Below are 21,664 nucleotides of genomic sequence, written 5' to 3' on the forward strand. Positions count from 1 at the left end.
GAGCGTGCTGCTCATCACCGACCAAGGCGCGGAGTTGGAGTGCAGCGTCTTCACGCCGTTCGATCTGCCCGAGGGCGGCATGGCCTGGGCGCCCGACATGCTCTTGCGCCAAGTCGTCACGGATTGGGGCATCGAGACGGTCGTGAGCGTTCGGGCCATCGGCGATCAGCTCGTGTGCCATCGACACCACGGCGGTTGTAGCTATGCCGCGGGCCGTGACGCCACGCACCGCATCTTCTCCCACAACACAATAGCGAAGCCATGACCTACAACTACGCCAAGGTAAGCTGTTCGGCCATCGGCACGGCATCATGATCGTCACCCGGTTCTACGAGAACGTCTCCCGCCACAAGATGGAGGGTAGGGAGCTGGCGCCGGGCGAGACGGAAGAGAACGTGGTGCTCGAATTCGACCCGCAGCCGCCGCAGGAAATGCTGGTGGCCTGCCTGTGGAACGTGTCCCCAGGCGCTGATCATGGAACGGACCTTTTCTCGTTCGCCGCGATCACCGACGAGCCACCGCCCGAGGTGGCCGCCGCTGGCCATGACCGGTGCATTGTCCCGATCAAGCCAGAGCATGTGGATGCTTGGCTCAGTCCCGATCCCAACAACCTCGAAGCGCTGTATGCGATTCTCGATGATCGTGCCCGACCTTACTACGCGCACAAGTTGGCGGCCTGAGAGACCGGATCAAGCCTTCGGCCGAAGACCTGGGAAAATCGACGGCCTTTGTTTCTCCCGCGTCTCAGACGTGCGTGGGACGCTCAGACTGGTATACGATCCGTGTAGATAGTCAGGGGCACCTACGGCACATAGTGACGCACGGTCGACCCGTTCACAAAATTCTCCTTGCATAGGTTCAAAACACCACCATAATGGTGGCAGGATGAGGCCGTGGCGCGACATGGAAAGGGTCCGACCAACGACCTGGCTGAGTTCCAGAGATTGGTCAAAGAAGGCAATTTCAGCGTCAACAAGAAGAGCAGGCTCGAAGCCGATGCCCTTGAGTATTCGACGGACGAGATTGTTGATTGCCTTATGTCGCTGAAGGTTGAAAAGCATTTCGACCACAACAGGACTTACGATGATGGCGAAGGAACCGCCGATGTCTACTTCGTTAGATGGCATCACTTCTGTCCATCGAGAGACGAAAATGTCGCTCACAACCTGTACATCAAGCTGCGCATAAACCCTAGCGGGCGCGCAGCGTTAGTGCTTTCCTTCCACCCAGAGAGGAACGGGAAAAATGCTCTGTGACTTTTGCGACAGTGATAGCGCTGTTGCCCTGGTAACCACCGAGTCCATTCCGTACAGGAACGGGACCTTGCGGGTGGAGGGCTACGAATCCAGCCATTGCGCGTCGTGTGGTGAGGATTTCATCACGTCTGAGCAGTCCCGCGCCAATGATCGCCGAGTACTGAGGGCGCGGGCGGTTTTTGACGAACTGCTTACGGGTGATCAGATACTTGCTATTCGGGAATGTTTAGGCCTATCCCAGACGGAAGCCGCCGAAGTATTCGGAGGTGGTCCGAACGCCTTCTACAAGTATGAGCGCTCTGAAGTGCTTGTTAGCCGGGCCATGGATCTGCTTTTGCGCTTGGCGGATTCGTCCGGAGATGCGGCAGACTGGCTCTTGCAGCGCGCGGGGAAGGCCAAGGCATCGGCTGCGTGGTCTACAGTTAGTCAGGCGAATGTTGTGGTGCTCAACGAGTCTCGCCGAACGCTCAGGCATGTGACTCCTCAGGATCTTAATGTCGAGGCCGCGAACGACTGGTATCCAGCGTCTGGCTACGGAGAGCAAGTAGCGTATGGCTAAGGAACAAGAGCTGAGCTTTCCCCAGGACTATCTCCAGCTCGAAAATATCTATCTTTGGGACAGCAAGTTTGAGCGTCACAAGGAATTTCAGCCGGGCGTGCATGGCGGCCACGTTAAGGTGCAGTCGCGCCAGGGGTTCGAGGCTGAGATTCTCGATGCTGAAGCCGCCGACGGCGAAGCTGCGGAATTGTTCAGAGTTAAGGTGACGCAGGGGCTTCGCGCGACATTGATGATGGATGGCGAAGAGCCGCTGCACACCGTCGAGGCGACGTTCGCTGTCGAGTACCGGATAGTTCATCCTCTGCCGGATGAGAAGATGCCGGATTTCATTGAGTTCAATTGCGCCCATAACGTTTGGCCATTCTGGCGCGAACATGTCTTCGGGACGATGAGGGCCGCCTCTCTGCCAGTCCTCAACGTTCCCTTCTTCCCTGGGAAGAAGGGAAAGAAGGCGCGGAGGATCACATCGGCCTCAGCAAAGCAAAAATCACTGCCAAAGTCCCCGTAAAACTAACTACTGGTACTCAAGCAAAACAGCTCTCTACAAAGCGAGTACCCGTAAAATTGATGGCTGTCGAACCCGCGCCGTTATCAATTTATTTAGTTGACTCTTAATCAATTGGTCGTAAGTTCGAATCTTACACGGCCCACCAATTAGGAAAGCGCTCAGGGAAACCTGGGCGCTTTTTCTTTGGCCGTGCGTTCGATCGACTAGCCCTGCCCTGTGCGCTCGCCCATCCCGCTCGCCGCCGGGCAGGGCCGGCGAGCGTTACTGGCTACGCAACGCGGCGTCGAAGGGTTCGGTGTTATCGCGCAGCCAGTCCAGCCCCAGCGCCCTGAATTCCAGCGGCGCCACGCCGTAGGCGCGGCGGAACGCGCGGGTGAAGTCGGATGCGCAACTGAAACCCAGCGCGTCGGCGATCTGCGCAATCGGCGTGGCCCGTGTATGCACCAGCCGGTTGGCCGCTTCGCGCAAGCGGCAGTTGCGGATAAAGGCTTGCAGGCCGCCTTCCGGTTCGAACATCCGGTACAGCGTGGGGCGCGTGATCGGGAAGCCGCGCAGCACCTGCTCCGGTTCGAGTTCGCGCGAATGCAGGTTGGCGCGGATGTAGCGCTGGATTCGTCCGAGCATGGCGGCGCGGGCCGCGGCACGCGCGCTGTGGCTCAGCCGCGAGGTCTTGCCGAACGCCGCCAACACCAGTTCGGTGCCGGTGGCGATGGCGCTCTGTGCATCGTTGTCGCTCATGGCCGGCAGTTCCCGGCTGAGCATCAGCAGATGCGCGCGCAACAGTTGCATCAGCGGCGTGTGATAGGTGGCCACGTTGCCATGCAGCGACTCGGCATCCGGTATCGCCGCCTCCACCATGGCGCGCGGCAGGAAGAACGCCATCACGCGCGCCTTGGTTGGCCGGCGCATGACCATCGGCTGGCACATGTCCAGGGCCAGCACGCCCGGCGTGAATTGCGTCGACTTCTTGTGCGTGCCCGCCTGCGTGTCGGCGATGCCGTCGAGCACGATATGGAAAATGTAATCGTTGAGCTGGTCGGTGGAGATCCGCGCCGCGCTGCGGATCTGCGACATGGGGTCGGTGCGGCTGTCGAGGAACTTCGCGTTGCGCAGCACGTAGGTATCGATCTCGCCGCGGAAGCCGCGGGCGACCTGCGCGCGCGACACCGGCACGTCGAGGATGCGGCCTACGTATTCGCTCCAGGCGAGCATCTGCAGGCGCGAGGTTTCCCTGGCCACCGTGAAGTGCTGGCGCAGCAGCGTGGGTGCAGCGGACGTATCCGACGGCGGCGGCAGTTCGCGCAGGCGCCGGTAGGCGAGGACATTTCTGACGGCTTCGGTGTAGGCGGGTTCCGCACTTCCCGTGTGCACTGCGGCGTTCATGGCTTTAAGGCCCCCTGGCTTCCCTGATTCGCCAACCTTTGCGGCATCCCTGCAGCTGTCAGGAACGTGCCGGACCCAGTTGCGTAGCAAGTCCCATGCCTATGCTATGCAACCGCGGAAGGTCCAGGTCAAAGCCTTGGCATGCCCTCAGGTGACCCTCGATCCTGGGCGGCCAGGGTAAAAGTCCTCCCTTCAAGGAATCCTCGCCATGCTCGGTTCCGTCTTGGCTTCGAGCAGCGCGAATGCCGCCGGAAATGCTTCCAATGCCGCGGATCATGCTGTGAACACCACGCAAGATGAGTGCACGAGCCTGGTGGGGCATCGCGCCTGCATGGCCGCCGGAGAGAACTCGCTGGCGCATCGGGCGACGCCGCGGCCATGGCCGGCAGCACCGCCGATGCTATCAAGCGAGCCAAGATCGAGCCCGATAGCTGCGTCGTGAAGCTTCGGCCCGGTAGCCGCTGCGGCACAAGCTGCCGCGGACAGGGCAGCAGTTGCCGCTGCGAGGGAGCTGACGGCCGAACGACGTCTACCTAAGCCTTCTCCACATGGATCGATCCCCGCTAAAGGGACGACAAGTCGCCGATCAAGCGGCGCGCCCCTATTTTCGGATTTGAACTAAAGACACAGGCAGGGCCAGCGTCCAACACTCGGGCTGGCCCTAGGCGAGCGATATCGCATCGCCGCGCCGATAGGGCCACCAACGATCGGGGAGAGCCCATGTCTGACGATCTGAGCAAGCGCGGCCCGCAGGACGCAGCCAAGGTGAACATCCATGAAGACTGGGAGGTTCGCTACTGGTGCAAGGCGTTCGGTTGCACGGAGCAGCAGCTGAAGGCTGCGGTGAAGACCGTCGGGGTATCGGCCGCGGCGGTGCGGCGGCACTTCGGCAAATAAGCTGGGTGGATGAACGAAGCCCGGTTTAGTGCCGGGCTTTTCATGCGTCAGGCACAGGCGGGCGAATCGATTAAGCTCCCTGGCGCGGACGCCGATGCAGCACGTCTCCAGGCTGCCGCTGTGACGCCCCATCGCCCTCGATATCCGCACCGGAGCTGCCTGATGGTCACCTTCAGAACCGCCTCTCTGTCCCTGGTCCTGCTGCTGGCATCGGCACTCGGCTTCGCCAAGGACTCCGCCACCAGCGCACTGCACGCCACCCTCAAGGCACAGGCCGATGCGTGGGACGCGGCGATCGTCAAGAAGGACCGCCAGGCGATCGCCGGCAATATGTCCGAGACGTTCTTCCAGATCGGCAGCGACGGCGAAACGGCGGACAAGGCGCAGTTCCTGCAGAACCTCACCTCACCGGACCTGGTGATCGAGCCGTACACGGTGGAGGACTTCAAGATCCGCGTCTACGGCAACACGGCCTTGCTCAATGGCCGCACCGATATGCACGGCACCTACCAGGGCAAGCCGTTCCGCAGCCATTACCGGTACACCGATACGTACGTGAAGGAAGGCGCGGTCTGGCGCGTGGTTAACGTGCAGACGACCCGTATCGCGCCGTGAGGGAGGGCGCGCTGCGAGGCTGCTCAGGCCTCGGGGCTGACTTCGTCGCCAGGCAAGGCTTCCCGCAAGTAGCGCACCAGCTTCATCGCGGCCTTCTGGGCCTGGCGCAGCGGTTCGGCGGCCTGGTGCTGCTCCGGCAGCAGGGGCAGGGCTGCGTCGATATGCATGGCCACGCCGATGGCAAGGGCGAAGTTTCTTAGGTCGCCACGGGTGGGGCGTTCGTTGGCTAAGGGCTGCATGGTCGTTTTTCCTCCGGATTTATCGAATTCTGGAGGCGGGGACTAAGCAAGTCCTTAGGAAAAGTCTGGCTCCCATCAAAAACGAGGTCGCAAACCCATGCCGCTCGAATGCATCAATCCCACCAGTCTGCCCATGCCCGAGACCTACACCCAGGTCGTCGTTGCGACGGGCTCCAGGCTGGTCTTCGTATCCGGCCAGGAGCCGGAGGACGTGCACGGCAAGCTGGTCGGCCAAGGCGACCTTGCGGCGCAGGCACATCAGGTGTTCGCCAACCTGGGCCGGGCGCTTGCTGCCGCCGGTGCTCGCCCTGAGCATGTCGCCAAGATCACGATCTATGTGGTCAACCACCGGCGGGAATATCTGCCGATCATCGAAGAGGCGCGCGTAGCGCTGTTCGGAAATCACAAGCCAGCCGACGTGCTGGTGGGGATCGCGACGCTGTCCAATCCCGATTATCTGATCGAAGTCGATGCGATGGCCGTGGTTTAGAACTGAGCGGTAGGCGACCGGCTTCTTAAGGATATGCCGTGATATTGATGATCATTGGGGCGTTGGCCGCGCTCGTGCTTGGCATGGTTGTGCTTGAGCGCCGCGATGCAGCTTTCTACGCCGGTGAGAGCGTGGGCAGGAACGGTATAAGCGTCCGCGCCAAGGCCATGATCATGTTCGCCAGACTGATCAACGTGCGTGGATGCTGGACGAGCGAGGTGCGGATTCGCGCGGCCATCGCCAAGGATCGCCAGCAAGGGCCGGCACTTCCTCCCGTCGATTTCGCCCGCCGGTTCGCGCTGGAAAACATCACTCAGTCGGGTCGGCCGGTCTATCGCGTGGCACCTAAAGCGCAGTCGCCGACAGCTCATGTTTTCTATCTGCACGGCGGCGGTTTCGTTCGCTCGATAACGAGCCTGCATTGGGAGTTCGTCGCGAAGCTGGTCGACCGTCTCGGTTGCGAAGTGGTGGTGCCGTTGTATCCGCTGGCGCCGGAGCACGCTGTCGACGACATCCTGGAGTTTCTGCTGCGGAGCTATCAAGCGGAGCTGGCACGTGCGCCTGGCTTCTGGACGGTGATGGGCGATTCGGCTGGAGCGTCGCTGGTCTTGTCGCTTGCGATGCAGTTGCGGAACCTCGAAGCGACGCAGCCGGATCGACTGGTGCTGATGTCGCCTGCGCTCGATCTGAGCCAGGACGATGCGGCGGACAGCAGGAACCCGAGCGATCCGATTATCGACAGCCGTGCGCTGCCGATCCTTGCCGGTCTCTACGGTCCGGGTCTTGATTCCAAAGAGCCTCGGATAAGCCCGCTGTATGGCCGTCTGGATGGCCTTCCGAACACCGTCATTTTCGTCGGTACGCGCGAGATCGTTTATCCCTCGGTGCAGCGATTCATGCAGGCGGCCCAGCGTGCAGGCATGCCGGCGGTCTTGTTCGAATATCCCGGCATGGTCCACGTCTGGCCTCTATTTCCCATACCAGAGGCGGAGCGGGCGTTCAGCCAGATAGCCCGCGCCCTTGGACCGTCATGGCCCGATCGGCGGGAAAGCTAGCCGCTGCGGCATCCGCCCTTGCCGCACCTCCGGCAGTTCTGCAAGATTCGCAAAGTCGGAGACCAGGGCAGGTTCACTTCATTCCCCATGGGAAGTGCTTGTGATTCCTGTCTTTGAAGCAGGTAAGCACACACGGGGGGATCTATGAAATTACGAATGATGCTGCTGACAGCAGGCTTGCTGCTGTCGGGCGTGGCGCAGGCCGGTCCGTACACCGAGAAGTTGTCGGCATGCCTGGTCGGGAAAAGCACGATGGATGACCACGTCGTGATCGTGCAGTGGATGTTCGCGGCGATGTCGCGGCACCCGTCGGTGGCGCCCATGGGTTCGGTGTCCGAAGCCCAGGTCGACAAGGCCAATGCCCGCATGGCGGGACTCTTCAGCCGCCTGTTGACCGAGACCTGCAAGGACGAGGCGAAGGCGGCCCTGAAGAACGAGGGCGATGTGGCCATGCAGCAGGGCTTCCAGGCGCTGGGCCAGGTAGCGGGCCGGGAGCTGTTTCTGAATCCGGACGTCGAAAAGAGCTTGACCGGCATGACGAAGTACATCGACGTGAAGAAGGTGGCGGAGTTGAGAAACCCCTGATTACTGACCGCTCTGGAACAGAAAAAAGCCCGCGGCTTTGCGGGCTTTTTTTACGGGTCAGAGATAACTGAGCCACCACCAGTCACGGCGCTGCCGCACATCCGCAAACCATTTGCATAGCGGGTAAAGCGACACCACGACGAGCCCCCAGACCAGATAAACCACCGGCAATCCGAAATCCCAGCCGGGCGGCGCGGTAAATGGAAAATGCGCGAGATCCGGCGACTGGAAAATATTCGCCACCGTTCCATAGCGCATCCAGCACGCCACGACCGCGAGTGCATGGATCAGATAGAAATGCACGATATAGAAGAACAGCGGCACCCGTCCGATGACATGCGCCGGGCGAAGCAGGGCAGGGACGCCGCGCTCGAACAGGCGCAGGAGCAGCAAGGCCGGCCCCAGCGTCATCATCAGGTACAGCAGCGACGGTGGGTATTTATTGGTATTCAAGAACGACATGAGCGTGAACAGCGGCGTCTGCTGCGCACTCCAGGGCAGCGGATCGCCATAGACGTTCCACCAGCGCAGCGCCACGAATCCGATCACGAGCGCGACCCCGAGCCAAAGCAGCAGCGATCGCCTGGCGCGATCCGGCCACTCGTACGCCGCACCCAGCACATAGCCCATGGCCGTCACGCCGATCCATGGAACCAGCACATAGCCCGCAAAGACCAGGTGGTCGCCGACTGCGAACAAGGGCCCGGATTGATGCAGCAAATGCCACAGCGGTGCCCACGCGCCGAACTGCGCGGCGTCAATCGTATCCAGCGTATTGTGTCCCGCGATCAGCGCCAGGCCGAACGCGGCGACAAGCCATCGCGGTAACCAGATCAGCCCAGCCAGCACGATCATCGCCCAGCCCAGTGCCCACAGCACCACCAGCAGCGTCACCTGATAATCGACGTTGAACTGCAGCGCGAAGCGCATTACCACTGCGTCGAGAAAGATCAGCCATAGGCCGCGGGTAAGCAGAAACCGGGCGAGCGCCGGCTTCGACATGCGCCGCAAGGTCAATGCGGCGCTGGTGCCGGCGAGCAGGAAGAACACCGGTGCACAGAGATGCGTGATCCAGCGAGTGAAGAACAGCGCGGCTGTGGTGGTCGCCAGATCGGTCGGCTGCGAACTCAGGCTGCCGAAGAAATCGCGCGAATGATCCAGCGCCATGATCACGATAATGACGCCGCGCAACAGATCGATGGATTCGATCCGACTGCGCTGAAGCGAGCCTGCCGCCATGCCGTTTCCCCTGTCACCGATGAAAGATCGAGTCCAGGGCGGCTGGGTACTTCCGTATCGCTGACGACGGCCCTGGGTGGCCTCTACCTGCGGATGCAGGAGAGCGTAGCACTCCGGGCCGGTCTGCCTGCCGACAGCGGTGGAGGATGATCGCAGGCATCGATTGCGCGATCATCCTCTTTGATCTAGCTTCAGCACTTGGCCCATGGGACCGCAGCGCTCCCTGGGCCTGGGGAGTCAATCATGCAGCGCTGCGCACATGAGGGGACACCAATGAAAAGGATCTTGGGTGCCTTGGCGCTGGCCGCCATCGTGTTTGCCGTGCAGGCGGGTGATGCTGTTCCGGCAGGCGGAATACACCAGCCTTATTCGAATGCGCCAGTCTGTCCGGACGGGTGGACGGCGGTTCGGGTTAAAGAGAACGGAGTGTGGACGTGGATCTGCGTGCCCCTTCCGGGCGGTGGCTGATTGTTGATTGGGTTCTGAATAAAATTGGGTTCTGAATAAAAAGCCCCCTCGAAAGAGGGGGCTTTCAGTTTGCGGCGCGTATGAACATGCCACCGCCCCACCACCGCCCCCAGGGCGGACACTTAAAATTCGGAAGAGAAGCTGCAAGTCTCTCCTCTGCCATGATCTCTTATCGTGGGAGCTAAGGATGAGTACCGACCGTGATACCGTGAGGTCCTATGACATGGCCGCGGCACAGTACGCTGCCGAGGCCGCGGCCATGCCCGCATGGGTCGCGATGGAGATCGATGCGTTCGTCGCAGCGCTGGATGGTTCGGGAAGAGTGCTGGAGATCGGAAGCGGCGGCGGACGAGATGCGCTTGAGCTCGAGCTCAGAGGAATGGACGTCCGTCGCACCGATGTTTCGAAGGGTTTCGTCGAACTGCTTCGCCAGAATGGCTTCGAGGCCGACCAGTTGGATCCTTTGACAGACGAGCTGGCCGATCCACGGTGTCCCGACGCGCCATACGACGGCATCTGGGCCTGCGCCTGCCTGATCCATGTTGCGCGCGAGGATTTCGGCACGGTGCTTGGACGGCTTGCAGGCGCAACCCGGGCCGGTGGTCAACTACACGTCTCAGTCAGAGATGGCGATGGCGAGGGTGTGTCCGCCCACGGCAGCACGGCATCACCGCGGCGTTACGTCGAGACGTACTGGCGCGAGCCTGACTTACGATCCGCTCTCACCGACGCCGGCTGGATAGTCAGCGGGATACGTCGTTGCATGGGACGCCCCGATGATTGGTGGCTGAGCGTTCGGGCCAGCCGGGCATGACGTGAGCAGGGCCCGGCTTGAATGAACGTGGTGCGCGCCCCTCGTATACAGCGTCGGATCGCATGGAATGAACGAGAGCGATGCTCCAGGTTCGCTTTCGATCTGAAGCGGCTGTACGGCAGGCATAAAAAAACCCGCATATGCGCGGGTTTTTTCTGATCCATCTGGACTCTACGAGACGTCCTGAAACCATCTCTTGGTACCGGTGAGAGGACTCGAACCTCCACTCTGTCGCCAGAAGCGGATTTTGAGTCCGCCGCGTCTACCATTCCGCCACACCGGCATTGCAAGCGGGTAATTATGCCGGCTTCAGTGGACCGGGTCGAGACCCAGCTGGCGGTCGGTGCGTTCGTAGCACTGGGTGGCGCCGTCCACGGGCTTGAAGATGGCGCAGTGCGTCATCCGGCCGGAGTAGATGTGCAGGCTGACGGCGACGGCGTCGTCGCTGGGGTTGCGGATGGTGTGGTACTCGTGCGGCGGGATCAGGCTGCCGGCGGAGCCGGGGCCGGCCTGGATCGAGCCGACGGGCTGGAAGCGCCACTGGCCGTCCTGGTCGGCGAGGCGCTCGTACTGGATCACTTCCAGCGCGCCGCTCCATACGCCTTCGACGCACCACATGCCGCAGTGGTCGTGGATAGGGGTGCCCTGGCCGGGGCCCCAGGTCATCGCGACCACGCAGTAGTCGTGGTCTTCGCTGCGGTAGAGCTCGCGGCGGGCGTAGCGGCCCTCGACGGTCTCGAAGACGCACTCGGGGAGCAGTACTTGCTGGCCGCGGATCAGCTGGCACAGGCTGTTGCGCAGGCTGTCGGTGATCTCGGGCGTGCTCGGCTTGCTGACGGCAGTGTCGATGGCGTCGATGAGCTGGCGACTGCCGGGGAATTCCACGGTAAGCATGTGATTCTCGGGAAAGGCGTTGCGACGGGGCCGATCTTACCAGTCCGGGGCCGAGGCGGCGGGGCGGGGCGTTCAGATACGGCCCAGGAAGCCCCCGATGGCGCGGCTGTAGTTCTCGATATCGACCAGGAACGCGTCGTGGCCCTGCGGCGAGTTCAGCGCCACGAATTCCACCTCGGCGCCGGCCGTCTGCAGGCCTTCGGCGATCTGCTCCTGCTGTTCCAGCGGGAACAGGATGTCGGTGCTGACGCCGATCACCAGCGCCTGCTCGACATGGATGTGCTTGAGGCCCGCCTGGATGCTGCCGTCGCCGTATTCGGAGATATCGAACCAGTCGCTGGCGCGCGACAGGTACAGGTAGCTGTTGGGATCGAAGGTGCGCACGAAGCGTTGCGCATGGCCTTCCAGGTATGACTCCACCTGGAATTCGAAGCCAAAGGGAATGTCGTCGTCGCGTTGCTCCGCATCGAGGCGGATGCGCGCGAAGCGGCCGTTCCATTCCATCGCCGAGCGATAGGTGATCACGCCCAGCTTGCGCGCGATGCTCATGCCGGTTTCCGGAAAGTGCGCGTCGTCGTAGCGGCCGTTGTTCCACTGCGGATCGAGGCGGATCGCCTCGCGCTGCAGCGAGCGGATGGCGATCGCGAACGGCTGCGCCTGTGGTGCGGTGTCCACGCTGATATGCGTGCGCACGCTGCCGGGGTGCAGCAGCATGTAGGCCAGCGCGCTCATGCCGCCCATCGAGCAGCCGACCAGGCAAGCCAGCTGTTCGATGCCCAGCGAACTCACCGCGCCATGCGCGGCATTGGCCACGTCTTCCAGCGCAAGCTCCGGAAAGCTCAGCCGATACGGCTCGCCGGTGGCCGGGTCGATCGAGGCCGGGCAGGTGGAACCCTTGTCGCTGCCCAGCGAATTCACGCAGATCACGAACCAGCGGTCCGTGTCGATCGCCTTGCCCGGTCCGATCATCGCCTCCCACCAGCCCGGCGACGGATCGACTTCGCTGGAGGTGGCATGCGCGCTCGGCGACAGGCCGGTGAGGATCAGCAGCGCGTTGTCGCGCGCCGCGCTCAGCCTGCCCCAGGTTTCATAGGCCACGCGGGCGCCGTGCAAGGCGCCGCCGCGCTTCATGCGGAAGGGCGAGGGAAGCTCGAAATAATGCCGGGCGTCGTGGCTCATCAGTGAACCTTATCGATTTCGATCTTGATCGGCGCCTTGCTGCCGACGTCGACCACACCGGCGTCGCCTTCCAGGTCGCCGGATTGCGCGATGGCCTGGCCGCTGCGGCTGATGCGCGCACCGACGAAGACGCGCGCGGCGGACGACAGCTTCAGCTGCGGCGTCATGCCCATCGCATCGGTGAGGGTCACTGTGGCGGGCAGGGCGGCGGCGTCCAGCCGGGCCACGGCCAGCGGCATCGGCGGGCCTTGTTCGGCACGGGCGTAGACGAACAGGGTCTCGCCTGCTTTCACCTGGTCTTTCAGCGTGGGCGCCAGGGTGATCTGTACCTGCAGCGCGGGGCCGTCGGCGGCCGGCGCTTGCGGCGTGGCCGGCGTGCTGCCGGCGCGCGCATCGGCCGCCGCGATCTGTTCGGCTACGGCCTTCGCCACGGTGGAATCCGGGTCGAGCAGCGGCTGCAGCTTGCGCCAGGTGGCCGCCGCTTCCGCATAGCGGTCGTGCTGGAACTGGCTGATGCCGAGCAGCCACAGGCCGCGCTGGTTATCCGGCTCCAATTGCACGGCACGCTGCAGCAGTTCGAGCGAGCGGCCTTCGATGCGGTGGTCCTCGCGTGCGATCGAATCCGTTTCCGCCCAACCCACCATCGCCGTGGTGTTGTCCGCCTGCAGGCTCAGCACATGGTCGTACGCATCGCGCGCTGCGGCCGGCTTGTGCATGGTGGCGTAGGTCTGCGCCAGCAGCAGCCAGCCCTGCGCGTCCTTCGGTTCGGTCTGCAGATGCGTCTGCAGTTCGGCCACGGCCTGCTCGATCGAGATCGCCTCGGGCTGCTTCTCCACGCCGTTGAGCACCACTGGCGTGCCGATCAGCAGATACAGCCCCACCGCGCCCAGCGGCAGCGCGAAGGCGACCAGCAGCGCCAGTACGAAGATGCCGCGCGGGCGGCCCTGGCGGCGGCCCTGGCGGATCAGCGGCACCAGCAGCAAGGCCAGCGCCACGGTGATCATCACCGCGGCGGCCAGGTAGAAAACGGGTTTCACCAATCGTCCCCTTCGTCGTTCGGACTGCTGTCTTGCGCAGCAGGTGCTTGCGTGCGGCTGCGCCGGCGGATGGTGACCACCACCACGGCGGCACCGGCGAGCAGGATCGCCAATGGGCCGAACCACAGCAGCAGGGTGCTGCCCTGCACCGGCGGGTCGTACAGCACGAAGTCGGAATAGCGGTCGACCAGGTACTGCTTGATCTCGCCATCGCTCTTGCCCTGGCGCATCAGCTCGAATACCTGGTGGCGCAGGTCGCGCGCCAGGTCGGCGTTGGAATCGGCGAGGTTCTCGTTCTGGCAGACCAGACAGCGCAGTTCGCGCGTGAGGTGCTGGAAGCGCGTTTCCTCGGCGTGGTCCTTGAACGGCAGCGGGTCGATCGCCTGCGCGCTCAAGCTGCCGCATCCGAGCGCGAAGGCGAGCGCGAACAATGTGCGCAGGAGAGCAGCGTTCACGGCGCCTCCTTGCGCAGCGCGGCGATCGCAGGCTTCAGTTCCCGCTCGATCACCTCGGGCGTGAGCGGGCCGATGCGCTTGTAGCGGATCACGCCCTTGGCATCGACCAGGAAGGTCTCCGGTGCACCGTACACGCCGAAGTCGATCGCGGTGCGGCCTTCGCGGTCGGCGATGATCAGCCCGTACGGATTGCCGTGGCGGGCCAGCCAGGCCTTGGCCTCGTCCGGCTCGTCCTTGTAGTTGTAGCCGACCAGCGGCACACCGATGCGCTGGCCTTCGCTCATCAGCACCGGGTGCTCTTCGCCGCAGGCGATGCACCAGCTGGCGAACACATTGATGAGATACGGCTTGCCCAGCATCGCCTCGCGCGTCACCGTCTGCGCGGGCTCGTCCAGCTTCGGCAACGCATACGCCGGCGCGGGCTTGTTGATCAGCGGCGAAGGCACTTCGCGCTGGTCGTGGCGGGTGTTCCACCAGATGCCGAAACCGAACAGCGCCACCAGCAGCAGGAAAGCGAAGAACGGCACCAGCCGGCTCATGCGTGCGACTCCCGCGCCGGTGCCGGCACGTTCGCCTCGGCTTCGCGGCGCAGGCGGAAACGCTTGTCCGCCGCGCTGAAGAAACCGCCGAGCATCATCAGCAGGCCGCCGGCCCAGATCCAGCGCACGAACGGCTTGTGATACAGGCGCAGCGCCCAGGCGCCTTCCGGATCGTTGCGGTCCATCGGCTCGCCGAGCGCGACATAGAGGTCGCGCGTCACGCCCGCATCGATCGCCGATTCGGTCTGCACCTGGCCGCGTGTATAGGTGCGCTTCTGTGGATGCATCACCGCGATCTCGCGGCCGTTGCGCATGACGGTGACCGTGCCCTGGTCGCCCTGCCAGTTGGGGCCGTCGGCGACGTGCACGCCGTCGAAGCGGAAGTCGTAGCCGCCGATGGTCTGCACCTGGCCCGGCGCCATGCGCACGTCGCGCTCAACGCTCAGCGCCTCGGTCAGCAACACGCCGGCGAGAAACACGCCCACGCCGAAATGCGCCAGCAGCATGCCGGCCATCTCCGCCGGATAGCGGCGCCCGGCCGGCATCTCGCGCCAGCGCTTGAGCACATACAGCAGGGTGCCGAAGCAGCACCACACCGCGGCAGCGGTGCCGGCGATCGCCTTCAGCGCCCAGCCGGTGGTGAACGCCGCGGCGATCGCGCAGGCCAGCGCAGCCAGGCCGGCACGCACCGCCACGTTCTTCAGCGGCGGCAGGCCGCCTTTCTCGCCCCAGCGCAAGTAGGGGCCGAACGGCAGCAGCAGCACGATGGGGATCATCAGCAGGGTGAACAGGAAGCCGAAGTACGGCGGACCCACCGAGATCTTGCCCAGGTTCAGCGCATCGCCCAGCAGCGGGAACAGCGTGCCCAGCAGCACCATCGCGGCGGCCACGGTCAGCATCAGGTTGCCGATCAGGATGGCCGTTTCGCGCGACACCACGCCGAAGGGTTTGCCGCCGGCAACCTTCGGCGCGCGCAACGCATACAGCAGCAGCGAGCCGCCGACCACGACGGCGAGGAAGCACAGGATGAACAGGCCGCGCTTCGGATCCGAAGCGAAAGCATGCACCGAGGTAAGCACGCCCGAGCGCACCAGGAAGGTACCCAGCAGCGACAGCGAGAAGGCGAAGATCGACAGCAGGATGGTCCACGCGCGGAGCGCGCCGCGCTTCTCGGTCACCGCCTGCGCATGGATCAGCGCGGCGCCGACCAGCCACGGCATGAAGCTGGCGTTCTCCACCGGGTCCCAGAACCACCAGCCGCCCCAGCCCAGTTCCGCATACGCCCACCAGCTGCCCGCCACGATGCCGGCGGACAGAAAGCCCCAGGCCACATTGGTCCATGGCCGCGCCCAGCGCACCCAGGCCTGTTCCAGCTCGCCGCCGAGCAGGGCGGCGATGGAGAACGCGAATGCCACGGAGAAGCCCACATAGCCCATGTACAGCACGGGCGGATGGAAGGTCATGCCCGGGTCCTGCAGCACCGGATTCAGGTCGCCGCCATCCGGCGGCATCGGCAGCAGGCGCTCGAACGGATTGGAGGTGAACACGATGAAGGCGAGGAAGCCCACCGCGACCAGGCCGAGCACGCCGAGCACGCGCGCGACGAACACCTCGGGCAGCTTGCGGCTGAACGCGGCCAGCGCCACCGTCCACAGGTTGAGGATGAAGATCCACAGCAGCAGCGAGCCTTCGTGCGCGCCCCACACCGCGGCCAGCCGGTAATACCAGGGCAGGGCGAGGTTGGAGTTGTCGGCGACGTAGCGCACCGAGAAATCGAAATGCAGGAAGGCCCAGCTCAGCACGCCGAAGGCCATCGCCACGAACACCGCCTGGCCGGCCGCGGCCGGCCGTGCCACCGCCATCAGCGCACCGTTGCCGCGCCAGGCGCCGAGCAGCGGCAGCACGCCCTGCGCCAGCGCCAGCAGCAAGGCGAGAATCAGCGCCAGTTGTCCCAGTTCCGGCGTCATCGCGGCTTGTCCTGCGCGGCGGCCTCGTTAGCGGCCTCGTTAATGGGCTTGCCCTGGTGCGCCTTGGCCATGGCGTCTTTCAGTTCCTTCGGCATATAGGTCTCGTCGTGCTTGGCCAGCACTTCGGTGGCGATGAAGCGCGCGTTGTCCATGTGGCCGGTGGCGATCACCGACTGGTTGTCGCGGAACAGGTCGGGAAGGATGCCGTTGTATTCGACCGGCATCGCGCCGCCGGCATCGATCACGGTGAAGGTGACCTTGAGCGAATCGGCGGCGCGCTGGATCGAGCCGGCCTTCACCATGCCGCCGAGGCGGAAGTTCTTGTACGGGCCGGCCTCGCCCGATTGCACCTGGCTCGGGGTGAACAGGTAGTTCATGTTCTGCTGCAGCGCGAACACGGTCAGGCCGATGGCCACGGTGGCGGCGGCCAGCACCAGGAGCACGATGGTGAGCCGGCGCTTGCGGGTGGGGTTCATACCCTTTGAATTCATGAAATCACTCTGCGTCGCCCAATCAGCGTAAGTGTCAGGACGAAGGCGTCGGGTTGCGTTGCTGGCGCGCGCCCTGGCGCGCCAGGCGGGCGCGCAGTTCGCGCAGCTGGCGGCGCCGGCGGATGCCGGGCGCGAGGAAATCGGCGATCAGCACGGCGAAGAACACGGCGTAGGCGGGCCACACGTAGGCGGCGTAGCCGCCCATGGCGAGGAACTGGCTCACTGGCGTCCCTCCGCTTCGGCGATCTGCTTGACCCAGTCCTTGCCGCTTTCCAGTGCCAGCAGGTCGGTGCGCACGCGGCCGAACAGGCTGGCGAGGTAATAGAACTTGGTCGCGGCCATCATGGTCAGCAGCGGCCACAGCATGTCGCCGCTCATCTTCGAGGGGCCGAGGATGCGCACGGTGGAACCCTGGTGCAGGGTGTTCCACCAGTTCACCGAGAAATGCACGATCGGCACGTTGACGATGCCGATCAGGGCCAGGAACGCCGCGGCGCGCGCGCCCTGCCGGCGATCCTCGAAGGAGTGGTACAGGCCGATCACGCCCAGGTACAGGAACAGCAGCACCAGCTCGGAGGTGAGGCGGGCGTCCCAGGTCCACCAGGTGCCCCACATCGGCTTGCCCCACAGGGAGCCGGTGACCAGGGTGACGAAGGTGAAGGCCGCGCCGATCGGCGCCGATTCCATCGCCACCACTTCAGCCAGTTTCAGGCGCCAGACCAGGGCGATGAACGAGGCCAGCGCCATCACGCCATAGATGAACAAACTCATCCAGGCGCTGGGCACGTGGATGAAGATGATGCGGTAGGCGTCGCCCTGCTGGTAATCGGCTGGAGCCAGCACCAGCCCGCCGTACAGCGCAGCGACGCCGAGCAGCAGCGCCAGCGCCAGCGCCCACGGCCGCAGCGTGCCGGCGAAGCGGTAGAAGGTCGGCGGCGAGCCGAGCTTGTGCAGCCACAGCGGAATCCAGTTGGCCATGTGTCAGGCATCCAGGGCGATACGTAGGGCGGCGGCGCAGGCCAGCGGCGCGAGCACCAGGGCCAGGGCCAGCGCCGCGCCGAGCCAGGCGACGGGAGCGAGCCAGGGCAACCCCTGTTGGGCCGCGGAAACCGCGCCGGCGGCGAAGATGACTACCGGCACGCACAGCGGCAGCAGCATCAGCGCCAGGAGCATACCAGAGCGTCGTGTGCCGGCCGTCAGCGCCACCAGGATGGCGCCGAGCAGGCTGAGCAGCGGTGTCGCCAGCAGCAGCGCCAGCAGCAGCACCGGCATCGCTGGGCCGGGCAGGTGCAGCATGCCGGCGAGCAGGGGGGCGATCACGATCAGCGGCAGCGCGGTGGTGATCCAGTGCGCCAGGATCTTCATGCCGAGCATCAGCGCCAGCGGCTGCGGCGCCAGTACCAGTTGTTCCAGCGAGCCGTCCTCGATATCGCCGCGGAACATCGCATCCAGCGCCAGCAGCATGGCCAGCAGCACGGTGACCAGCACCACGCCGCCGGCGATGCGCTGCAGCAGTGCCTCTTCCGGGCCGAGCGCGAACGGGAACAGGGTGGCCACGATCAAGGCGTACAGCACCGGCATGGCGATATCGCCGCGGCGGCGCCAGGCCAGCACCAGGTCGCGGCGCAGCACCGCAGCGCAGGCGGCGGCGAGCGGCGGCCGGTTCATGCGTGCATCCGGATGCGGCGCGGCTCGCCGCCGAGGAAGCTCACCGCGCCATGGCTGGTGACCAGGGCCGCGCCGCCGCGCGCGGCATGCCGCGCGAGCAGGCCGTTGACCAGCTCGATGCCGGCGCGGTCGAGGTTGGCGTAGGGCTCGTCCAGCAGCCACAGCGTGGCCGGCAGCAACAGCAGGCGCACCAGCGCGGCGCGTTTCTTCTGGCCGGCGGACAGGCGGCGCACCGGTTCGTCCTCGTAGCCGGCCAGGCCGATCTCGCGCAGCGCATCGGCGGCGGCCAGGCCGTCGCGCCGGCCGTACAGGCCGATCGCCACCGCCAGGTTCTCGCGCGCGCTGAGGTCGCCCTTCAGGCCCAGGTGATGGCCGAGGAACACGACGTCGCCCAGGTGCTCGTCGCGCTGCCAGGCTTCGCCGCGCCAGCGCAGCTCGCCCTCCTCGACGTGCAGCAGGCCAGCCAGGATGCGCAGCAAGGTGGTCTTGCCGCTGCCGTTGTCGCCTTCGACCAGGGCGATCTCGCCGGCGTCGACGCTGAAGTCCAGCGGGCCGAACACGGGTTCGTCCTGGCGATAGAAGGCGAGCCCCACCGCTTGCAGGAGCGTGGGCCGGACGGGCGGCGGCGAAGTCATCCGGGTGGAGGTCATCCGGGCGATTGTCCGCAAAGCTCCGCGGGCTTGTCCATGCGACGCAACAGCGCGCGGCCGCCGGCTTCGCCGTGCAGGTAGGCGTGCTGGCCGTGGCGGCGGGCCAGCGTGTCCAGCGCCGCGGTGTCCACGCCGATGACGAACAGGCTGGATTCGCGCCAGTGGTCGCCGCGGCCGGCGCCGGCGCGGATCAAGGCCAACGCGGGGAGTTCGCGCAGGGCCGCCAGCAGCGCGCGCTGCGCCTGGCGGTTCCAGGCGCGCGGACGTGGCGTCGAGGCCGGGTTCCAGGCGGTGATAAAGCCCCAGGGGCGTGTGCCCGCCAGGCTTGCGAGCGCTGGCGGCAGCGCTTCGCCGATCCGGATCGTGGCCCGGCCGCCCGATGGCAGCCGGACCTGGTAAGCCGTCGCCAGGTAGGCCGCCAGCAGGCGCTCATCCATGCCGCAGGCTGGGCAACGGCGGCAGCGTGGCCTTCAGTGCGGTGATGGCGGAGTCGAGGTCGACGCTGCGCGGGTCGGTCGCGCCGCGCAGCAATTGCTGCAGCAATTGGTCCTGCGCGCGGCCGCGGTCGTAGGCATACGCATAGGGCAGGTGGGTGAAGGTCACCATGCGATAGCGCGCCATGAAATGTTCCGGCGCGCGTTCGGCCAGCAGCACGCCGAGTTCGCGCTTGGCCAGGTAATGCGGGTCGGCCACCGAGTCGCGCATCTCGATGTAGTTTTCCAGCGCCATCGCGGCGATCGCATTGGCGTTGGGCTGGCGCACGCGCTGGAATTCGGCGAAGGCGTCGGCAATGTCGTTCGGCGCCTCGGCCAGCAGCGCGGCGAGCGCGACGGTGTCCTCGAAACCGCAGTTCATGCCCTGGCCGTGGAACGGCACGATGGCGTGCGCGGCGTCGCCGATCAGCAGGGCGCGGCCGTCGATATGCCAGCGCTCCAGGTACAGCGTGGACAGCGTGCCGACCGGGTGGCTGGCGTAGTCCTGGGCGAAGTCCGGGATCAGCGGCAGCAGGTCGGGGAAGTCGTCGCGGAAGAACGTTTCGGCGGCCTGCGCGTCCGGTACGGTACTGAAGCTCGGATGCGCGCCCTGCGCCGGCAGGAACAGCGTGACGGTGAAGCTGCCTTCGGTATTGGGCAGGGCGATGCACATATAGCCGCCGCGCGGCCAGATATGCAGCGCATGCGGTTCGAGCGCGAACTGGTCGTGGCCGCCGCTGTCGCCCAGCAGGCTGGCCGGCAGCTGGCCGGCGGGCGGGATTTCCAGTTCCTTGTACGCGTGGCCCAGCGGTTCGATGCGTTCGCCCAGCGGGCGGTAGGCGTGCATTGCCGCGCGCAGGGCGGAACCGGCGCCGTCGGCGCCGATCAGCACCTTGGCCTCGATGCTGCGCTCGGTGCCTTGTTCGTCGGCAAGGCGTACGCGCTGCGCATCGAAATCCGCATCGACCAGCGACTGCCCGAAATGGAAGCGCACGCCGGCCGCTTCGGCGGCATCCAGCAGCAGCATGTTCAAGGCGCCGCGCGAGACCGACCAGATCACCTCGCTGTCGTCCACGCCGTAGCGCTGCAGGCCGGAGCGGCCGTCGCGGGTGTGCACCATGCGTCCGCGCATCATCACCGCGCGTGCCAGCACCTCATCCGCCAGGCCCGCGGTGCGCAGCGCCTGCAGGCCGCGTTCGGCCAGGGCCAGGTTGATCGAGCGGCCGCCGAGGAAGCCCGCGCGGCGAGGGTCGGGGCGCTTTTCGTAGACGTCGACCGGGAAGCCGCGGCGGGCCAGCTGCTGGGCGAGCAGGGCGCCCACCAAGCCGCCGCCGATAAGGGTGATGGAAGGCTGCTGCGTCGACGCCATGAGGTGTTCCGTCGGTCGGATCGCGGGACTTTATCAGGCGCGGGCGCCGGCCGGCGCCGACGCCTGGCCAGCTTCAGAAACTCATGAAGTAGCCGCCGTTGACGGGCAGGTTGGCGCCGGTGATGTAGCCCGCGTCATCCGCGGCGAGGAAGCTCACCGCGCGGGCGATATCGGCGGGCGAGCCGAGCCGGCCGACCGGGATGTCCTCGAGGATCTGCGCGCGGATCTCGGCCGGCACCTTGGCCACCAGCGGCGTATCGCAATAGCCCGGCGACACGGTGTTGACGGTGACGCCCTTGCGCGCGGTCTCGCGCGCCAGCGCCATGCCGAAGCCATGCACGCCGGCCTTGGCCGCGGCGTAGTTGGTCTGGCCGAACTGGCCGGTCTGGCCGTTCACCGAACTGAGGTTGACGATGCGGCCGAAGCCGCGCCCGCTCATGCCCTCGACCACGTTGCGGCACATGTTGAACACGCCGTCCAGGTTCACCCGCATCAGCTCGTGCCATTGCTGCGGGTCCATCTTGCGCAGCGTGGTGTCGCGGGTGATGCCGGCGGCGTTGACCAGCACGTCCACGCTGCCGTGGGCGGCTTCGACGCGCTGGATCAGGTCTGCGCAACTGGCGAAGTCGCTGACGTCCACCGGCTCGAAGCGGATGGCGCCGTCGAGGTCGGCCAGTTCGGCCTGGAAGGCGGCCACGCGGTCGGCGCGGGCGGGCAGGTCGGCGGCGATCACCTGGCGGCCGGCCAGGGCGAGCTGGCGGCAGATTTCCGTGCCCAGGCCGCCGATGCCGCCTGTAACGATGGCGATACGAGTCATGTGGCGCTTACCCGATC

The 21,664-nt window shown here is 65.4% G+C and carries 28 protein-coding genes and 1 tRNA gene; 11 read left to right on the forward strand and 18 right to left on the reverse strand.

Annotated features, from left to right (window positions below):
* Positions 1-4: 4 nt before the first annotated feature.
* The 5 genes from AB4083_RS03265 to AB4083_RS03285 all read left to right on the forward strand — a co-directional run bounded on the left by AB4083_RS03265 (position 5) and on the right by AB4083_RS03285 (position 2,323).
* Positions 5-265: a hypothetical protein gene (locus tag AB4083_RS03265; RefSeq protein WP_441606312.1), complete on the forward strand. Its 261-nt coding sequence runs from the start codon at positions 5-7 to the stop codon at positions 263-265.
* A gap of 22 nt (positions 266-287) precedes the next feature.
* A complete protein-coding gene (locus tag AB4083_RS03270) occupies positions 288-680 on the forward strand; it encodes an SOS response-associated peptidase family protein (RefSeq protein WP_441606471.1) in 393 nt (130 codons plus the stop codon).
* Positions 681-893: 213 nt separating this feature from the next.
* Complete coding sequence (locus AB4083_RS03275) at positions 894-1,256, forward strand: type II toxin-antitoxin system MqsR family toxin (protein ID WP_441606313.1); 363 nt, start codon at positions 894-896, stop codon at positions 1,254-1,256.
* Positions 1,246-1,815: a type II toxin-antitoxin system MqsA family antitoxin gene (locus AB4083_RS03280; protein WP_441606314.1), complete on the forward strand. Its 570-nt coding sequence runs from the start codon at positions 1,246-1,248 to the stop codon at positions 1,813-1,815. Before AB4083_RS03275 ends, AB4083_RS03280 begins: the two co-directional genes overlap by 11 nt.
* Positions 1,808-2,323, forward strand: a complete 516-nt coding sequence (locus AB4083_RS03285) for a hypothetical protein (RefSeq protein ID WP_441606315.1) — start codon at positions 1,808-1,810, stop codon at positions 2,321-2,323. The genes AB4083_RS03280 and AB4083_RS03285 overlap by 8 nt, the downstream gene beginning before the upstream one ends.
* A 261-nt stretch (positions 2,324-2,584) precedes the next feature.
* On the opposite strand, the gene AB4083_RS03290 is transcribed toward AB4083_RS03285, so the two are convergent.
* Positions 2,585-3,706 carry a helix-turn-helix transcriptional regulator gene (locus tag AB4083_RS03290; protein WP_441606316.1) on the reverse strand — a complete coding sequence of 374 codons (1,122 nt, stop codon included), beginning with the start codon at positions 3,704-3,706 and terminating at the stop codon, positions 2,585-2,587.
* Between the two features lie 720 nt (positions 3,707-4,426).
* On the opposite strand from AB4083_RS03290, the gene AB4083_RS03295 reads away from it, so the two are divergent.
* Both AB4083_RS03295 and AB4083_RS03300 read left to right on the forward strand, forming a co-directional pair.
* A complete protein-coding gene (locus AB4083_RS03295) occupies positions 4,427-4,603 on the forward strand; it encodes a DUF3606 domain-containing protein (RefSeq protein WP_441606317.1) in 177 nt (58 codons plus the stop codon).
* A gap of 162 nt (positions 4,604-4,765) precedes the next feature.
* On the forward strand, positions 4,766-5,218 hold the full coding sequence (locus AB4083_RS03300) for a nuclear transport factor 2 family protein (RefSeq protein ID WP_441606318.1): 453 nt from the start codon (positions 4,766-4,768) through the stop codon (positions 5,216-5,218).
* A gap of 23 nt (positions 5,219-5,241) precedes the next feature.
* Here the strand turns inward: AB4083_RS03300 and AB4083_RS03305 are convergent, their stop codons facing one another.
* Positions 5,242-5,457, reverse strand: coding sequence for a hypothetical protein (locus AB4083_RS03305; RefSeq protein ID WP_441606319.1), 216 nt, complete (start codon positions 5,455-5,457; stop codon positions 5,242-5,244).
* Positions 5,458-5,554: 97 nt separating this feature from the next.
* On the opposite strand from AB4083_RS03305, the gene AB4083_RS03310 reads away from it, so the two are divergent.
* The 3 genes from AB4083_RS03310 to AB4083_RS03320 all read left to right on the forward strand — a co-directional run bounded on the left by AB4083_RS03310 (position 5,555) and on the right by AB4083_RS03320 (position 7,587).
* The gene (locus AB4083_RS03310) at positions 5,555-5,947 is read left to right on the forward strand and encodes a RidA family protein (RefSeq protein ID WP_441606320.1); all 393 of its coding nucleotides are present in this window, start codon (positions 5,555-5,557) and stop codon (positions 5,945-5,947) included.
* Between the two features lie 47 nt (positions 5,948-5,994).
* Positions 5,995-7,002, forward strand: a complete 1,008-nt coding sequence (locus AB4083_RS03315; protein WP_441606472.1) for an alpha/beta hydrolase — start codon at positions 5,995-5,997, stop codon at positions 7,000-7,002.
* A 156-nt stretch (positions 7,003-7,158) separates the two neighbouring features.
* Positions 7,159-7,587 carry a hypothetical protein gene (locus AB4083_RS03320; RefSeq protein WP_441606321.1) on the forward strand — a complete coding sequence of 143 codons (429 nt, stop codon included), beginning with the start codon at positions 7,159-7,161 and terminating at the stop codon, positions 7,585-7,587.
* Between the two features lie 57 nt (positions 7,588-7,644).
* On the opposite strand, the gene AB4083_RS03325 is transcribed toward AB4083_RS03320, so the two are convergent.
* Entirely contained in the window at positions 7,645-8,826 is a 1,182-nt protein-coding gene (locus AB4083_RS03325) for a DUF1624 domain-containing protein (RefSeq protein WP_441606322.1), read from the reverse strand.
* A 655-nt stretch (positions 8,827-9,481) separates the two neighbouring features.
* Here AB4083_RS03325 and AB4083_RS03330 point away from each other — a divergent pair.
* Positions 9,482-10,108 (forward strand): class I SAM-dependent methyltransferase, encoded by a 627-nt coding sequence (locus AB4083_RS03330; protein WP_441606323.1) that lies wholly within the window; start codon positions 9,482-9,484, stop codon positions 10,106-10,108.
* 197 nt (positions 10,109-10,305) lie between these two features.
* On the opposite strand, the gene AB4083_RS03335 is transcribed toward AB4083_RS03330, so the two are convergent.
* The 15 genes from AB4083_RS03335 to phbB all read right to left on the reverse strand — a co-directional run bounded on the left by AB4083_RS03335 (position 10,306) and on the right by phbB (position 21,647).
* A tRNA-Leu gene (locus tag AB4083_RS03335) sits at positions 10,306-10,391 on the reverse strand.
* Between the two features lie 26 nt (positions 10,392-10,417).
* Positions 10,418-11,002, reverse strand: a complete 585-nt coding sequence (locus tag AB4083_RS03340) for a cysteine dioxygenase (RefSeq protein ID WP_441606324.1) — start codon at positions 11,000-11,002, stop codon at positions 10,418-10,420.
* Between the two features lie 72 nt (positions 11,003-11,074).
* On the reverse strand, positions 11,075-12,181 hold the full coding sequence (gene metX / locus AB4083_RS03345; protein ID WP_441606325.1) for a homoserine O-acetyltransferase MetX: 1,107 nt from the start codon (positions 12,179-12,181) through the stop codon (positions 11,075-11,077).
* On the reverse strand, positions 12,181-13,218 hold the full coding sequence (locus tag AB4083_RS03350; protein ID WP_441606326.1) for a tetratricopeptide repeat protein: 1,038 nt from the start codon (positions 13,216-13,218) through the stop codon (positions 12,181-12,183). Before AB4083_RS03350 ends, metX begins: the two co-directional genes overlap by 1 nt.
* Positions 13,215-13,673 carry a cytochrome c-type biogenesis protein gene (locus tag AB4083_RS03355; protein WP_441606327.1) on the reverse strand — a complete coding sequence of 153 codons (459 nt, stop codon included), beginning with the start codon at positions 13,671-13,673 and terminating at the stop codon, positions 13,215-13,217. The genes AB4083_RS03350 and AB4083_RS03355 overlap by 4 nt, the downstream gene beginning before the upstream one ends.
* Positions 13,670-14,212 (reverse strand): DsbE family thiol:disulfide interchange protein, encoded by a 543-nt coding sequence (locus AB4083_RS03360; protein WP_441606328.1) that lies wholly within the window; start codon positions 14,210-14,212, stop codon positions 13,670-13,672. The genes AB4083_RS03355 and AB4083_RS03360 overlap by 4 nt, the downstream gene beginning before the upstream one ends.
* Complete coding sequence (locus AB4083_RS03365) at positions 14,209-16,179, reverse strand: heme lyase CcmF/NrfE family subunit (RefSeq protein WP_441606329.1); 1,971 nt, start codon at positions 16,177-16,179, stop codon at positions 14,209-14,211. The genes AB4083_RS03360 and AB4083_RS03365 overlap by 4 nt, the downstream gene beginning before the upstream one ends.
* Positions 16,176-16,655, reverse strand: a complete 480-nt coding sequence (ccmE, locus tag AB4083_RS03370; RefSeq protein WP_441606473.1) for a cytochrome c maturation protein CcmE — start codon at positions 16,653-16,655, stop codon at positions 16,176-16,178. Before ccmE ends, AB4083_RS03365 begins: the two co-directional genes overlap by 4 nt.
* Positions 16,656-16,704: 49 nt before the next feature.
* Positions 16,705-16,893: a heme exporter protein CcmD gene (gene ccmD / locus AB4083_RS03375; protein WP_441606330.1), complete on the reverse strand. Its 189-nt coding sequence runs from the start codon at positions 16,891-16,893 to the stop codon at positions 16,705-16,707.
* Positions 16,890-17,648, reverse strand: coding sequence for a heme ABC transporter permease (locus AB4083_RS03380; RefSeq protein ID WP_441606331.1), 759 nt, complete (start codon positions 17,646-17,648; stop codon positions 16,890-16,892). The genes ccmD and AB4083_RS03380 overlap by 4 nt, the downstream gene beginning before the upstream one ends.
* Before the next feature lie 3 nt (positions 17,649-17,651).
* On the reverse strand, positions 17,652-18,338 hold the full coding sequence (gene ccmB / locus AB4083_RS03385) for a heme exporter protein CcmB (RefSeq protein ID WP_441606332.1): 687 nt from the start codon (positions 18,336-18,338) through the stop codon (positions 17,652-17,654).
* A complete protein-coding gene (gene ccmA / locus AB4083_RS03390) occupies positions 18,335-18,973 on the reverse strand; it encodes a cytochrome c biogenesis heme-transporting ATPase CcmA (RefSeq protein ID WP_441606474.1) in 639 nt (212 codons plus the stop codon). Before ccmA ends, ccmB begins: the two co-directional genes overlap by 4 nt.
* 11 nt (positions 18,974-18,984) lie before the next feature.
* Positions 18,985-19,425 carry a DUF3293 domain-containing protein gene (locus AB4083_RS03395; protein WP_441606333.1) on the reverse strand — a complete coding sequence of 147 codons (441 nt, stop codon included), beginning with the start codon at positions 19,423-19,425 and terminating at the stop codon, positions 18,985-18,987.
* Entirely contained in the window at positions 19,418-20,830 is a 1,413-nt protein-coding gene (locus AB4083_RS03400) for an FAD-dependent oxidoreductase (protein WP_441606334.1), read from the reverse strand. Before AB4083_RS03400 ends, AB4083_RS03395 begins: the two co-directional genes overlap by 8 nt.
* Positions 20,831-20,903: 73 nt before the next feature.
* Positions 20,904-21,647, reverse strand: a complete 744-nt coding sequence (phbB, locus tag AB4083_RS03405) for an acetoacetyl-CoA reductase (RefSeq protein WP_441606335.1) — start codon at positions 21,645-21,647, stop codon at positions 20,904-20,906.
* Positions 21,648-21,664: the final 17 nt, after the last annotated feature.

It is taken from the genome of Dyella sp. 2RAB6 (genome assembly GCF_052115385.1).
Lineage (GTDB): Bacteria > Pseudomonadota > Gammaproteobacteria > Xanthomonadales > Rhodanobacteraceae > Dyella_D.

Excerpts from the sequence above, each read along its gene's own strand:
- AB4083_RS03280 (WP_441606314.1), top strand. The coding sequence starts at position 1,246 with ATGCTCTGTGACTTTTGCGACAGTGATAGCGCTGTTGCCCTGGTAACC.
- AB4083_RS03285 (WP_441606315.1), top strand. The coding sequence starts at position 1,808 with ATGGCTAAGGAACAAGAGCTGAGCTTTCCCCAGGACTATCTCCAGCTC.
- AB4083_RS03290 (WP_441606316.1), bottom strand. The coding sequence starts at position 3,706 with ATGAACGCCGCAGTGCACACGGGAAGTGCGGAACCCGCCTACACCGAA.
- AB4083_RS03295 (WP_441606317.1), top strand. The coding sequence starts at position 4,427 with ATGTCTGACGATCTGAGCAAGCGCGGCCCGCAGGACGCAGCCAAGGTG.
- AB4083_RS03300 (WP_441606318.1), top strand. The coding sequence starts at position 4,766 with ATGGTCACCTTCAGAACCGCCTCTCTGTCCCTGGTCCTGCTGCTGGCA.
- AB4083_RS03305 (WP_441606319.1), bottom strand. The coding sequence starts at position 5,457 with ATGCAGCCCTTAGCCAACGAACGCCCCACCCGTGGCGACCTAAGAAAC.
- AB4083_RS03310 (WP_441606320.1), top strand. The coding sequence starts at position 5,555 with ATGCCGCTCGAATGCATCAATCCCACCAGTCTGCCCATGCCCGAGACC.
- AB4083_RS03315 (WP_441606472.1), top strand. The coding sequence starts at position 5,995 with ATGATCATTGGGGCGTTGGCCGCGCTCGTGCTTGGCATGGTTGTGCTT.
- AB4083_RS03320 (WP_441606321.1), top strand. The coding sequence starts at position 7,159 with ATGATGCTGCTGACAGCAGGCTTGCTGCTGTCGGGCGTGGCGCAGGCC.
- AB4083_RS03325 (WP_441606322.1), bottom strand. The coding sequence starts at position 8,826 with ATGGCGGCAGGCTCGCTTCAGCGCAGTCGGATCGAATCCATCGATCTG.
- AB4083_RS03330 (WP_441606323.1), top strand. The coding sequence starts at position 9,482 with ATGAGTACCGACCGTGATACCGTGAGGTCCTATGACATGGCCGCGGCA.
- AB4083_RS03340 (WP_441606324.1), bottom strand. The coding sequence starts at position 11,002 with ATGCTTACCGTGGAATTCCCCGGCAGTCGCCAGCTCATCGACGCCATC.
- metX (WP_441606325.1), bottom strand. The coding sequence starts at position 12,181 with ATGAGCCACGACGCCCGGCATTATTTCGAGCTTCCCTCGCCCTTCCGC.
- AB4083_RS03360 (WP_441606328.1), bottom strand. The coding sequence starts at position 14,212 with ATGAGCCGGCTGGTGCCGTTCTTCGCTTTCCTGCTGCTGGTGGCGCTG.
- AB4083_RS03365 (WP_441606329.1), bottom strand. The coding sequence starts at position 16,179 with ATGACGCCGGAACTGGGACAACTGGCGCTGATTCTCGCCTTGCTGCTG.
- ccmE (WP_441606473.1), bottom strand. The coding sequence starts at position 16,655 with ATGAACCCCACCCGCAAGCGCCGGCTCACCATCGTGCTCCTGGTGCTG.
- AB4083_RS03380 (WP_441606331.1), bottom strand. The coding sequence starts at position 17,648 with ATGGCCAACTGGATTCCGCTGTGGCTGCACAAGCTCGGCTCGCCGCCG.
- ccmB (WP_441606332.1), bottom strand. The coding sequence starts at position 18,338 with ATGAACCGGCCGCCGCTCGCCGCCGCCTGCGCTGCGGTGCTGCGCCGC.
- ccmA (WP_441606474.1), bottom strand. The coding sequence starts at position 18,973 with ATGACTTCGCCGCCGCCCGTCCGGCCCACGCTCCTGCAAGCGGTGGGG.
- AB4083_RS03395 (WP_441606333.1), bottom strand. The coding sequence starts at position 19,425 with ATGGATGAGCGCCTGCTGGCGGCCTACCTGGCGACGGCTTACCAGGTC.
- AB4083_RS03400 (WP_441606334.1), bottom strand. The coding sequence starts at position 20,830 with ATGGCGTCGACGCAGCAGCCTTCCATCACCCTTATCGGCGGCGGCTTG.
- phbB (WP_441606335.1), bottom strand. The coding sequence starts at position 21,647 with ATGACTCGTATCGCCATCGTTACAGGCGGCATCGGCGGCCTGGGCACG.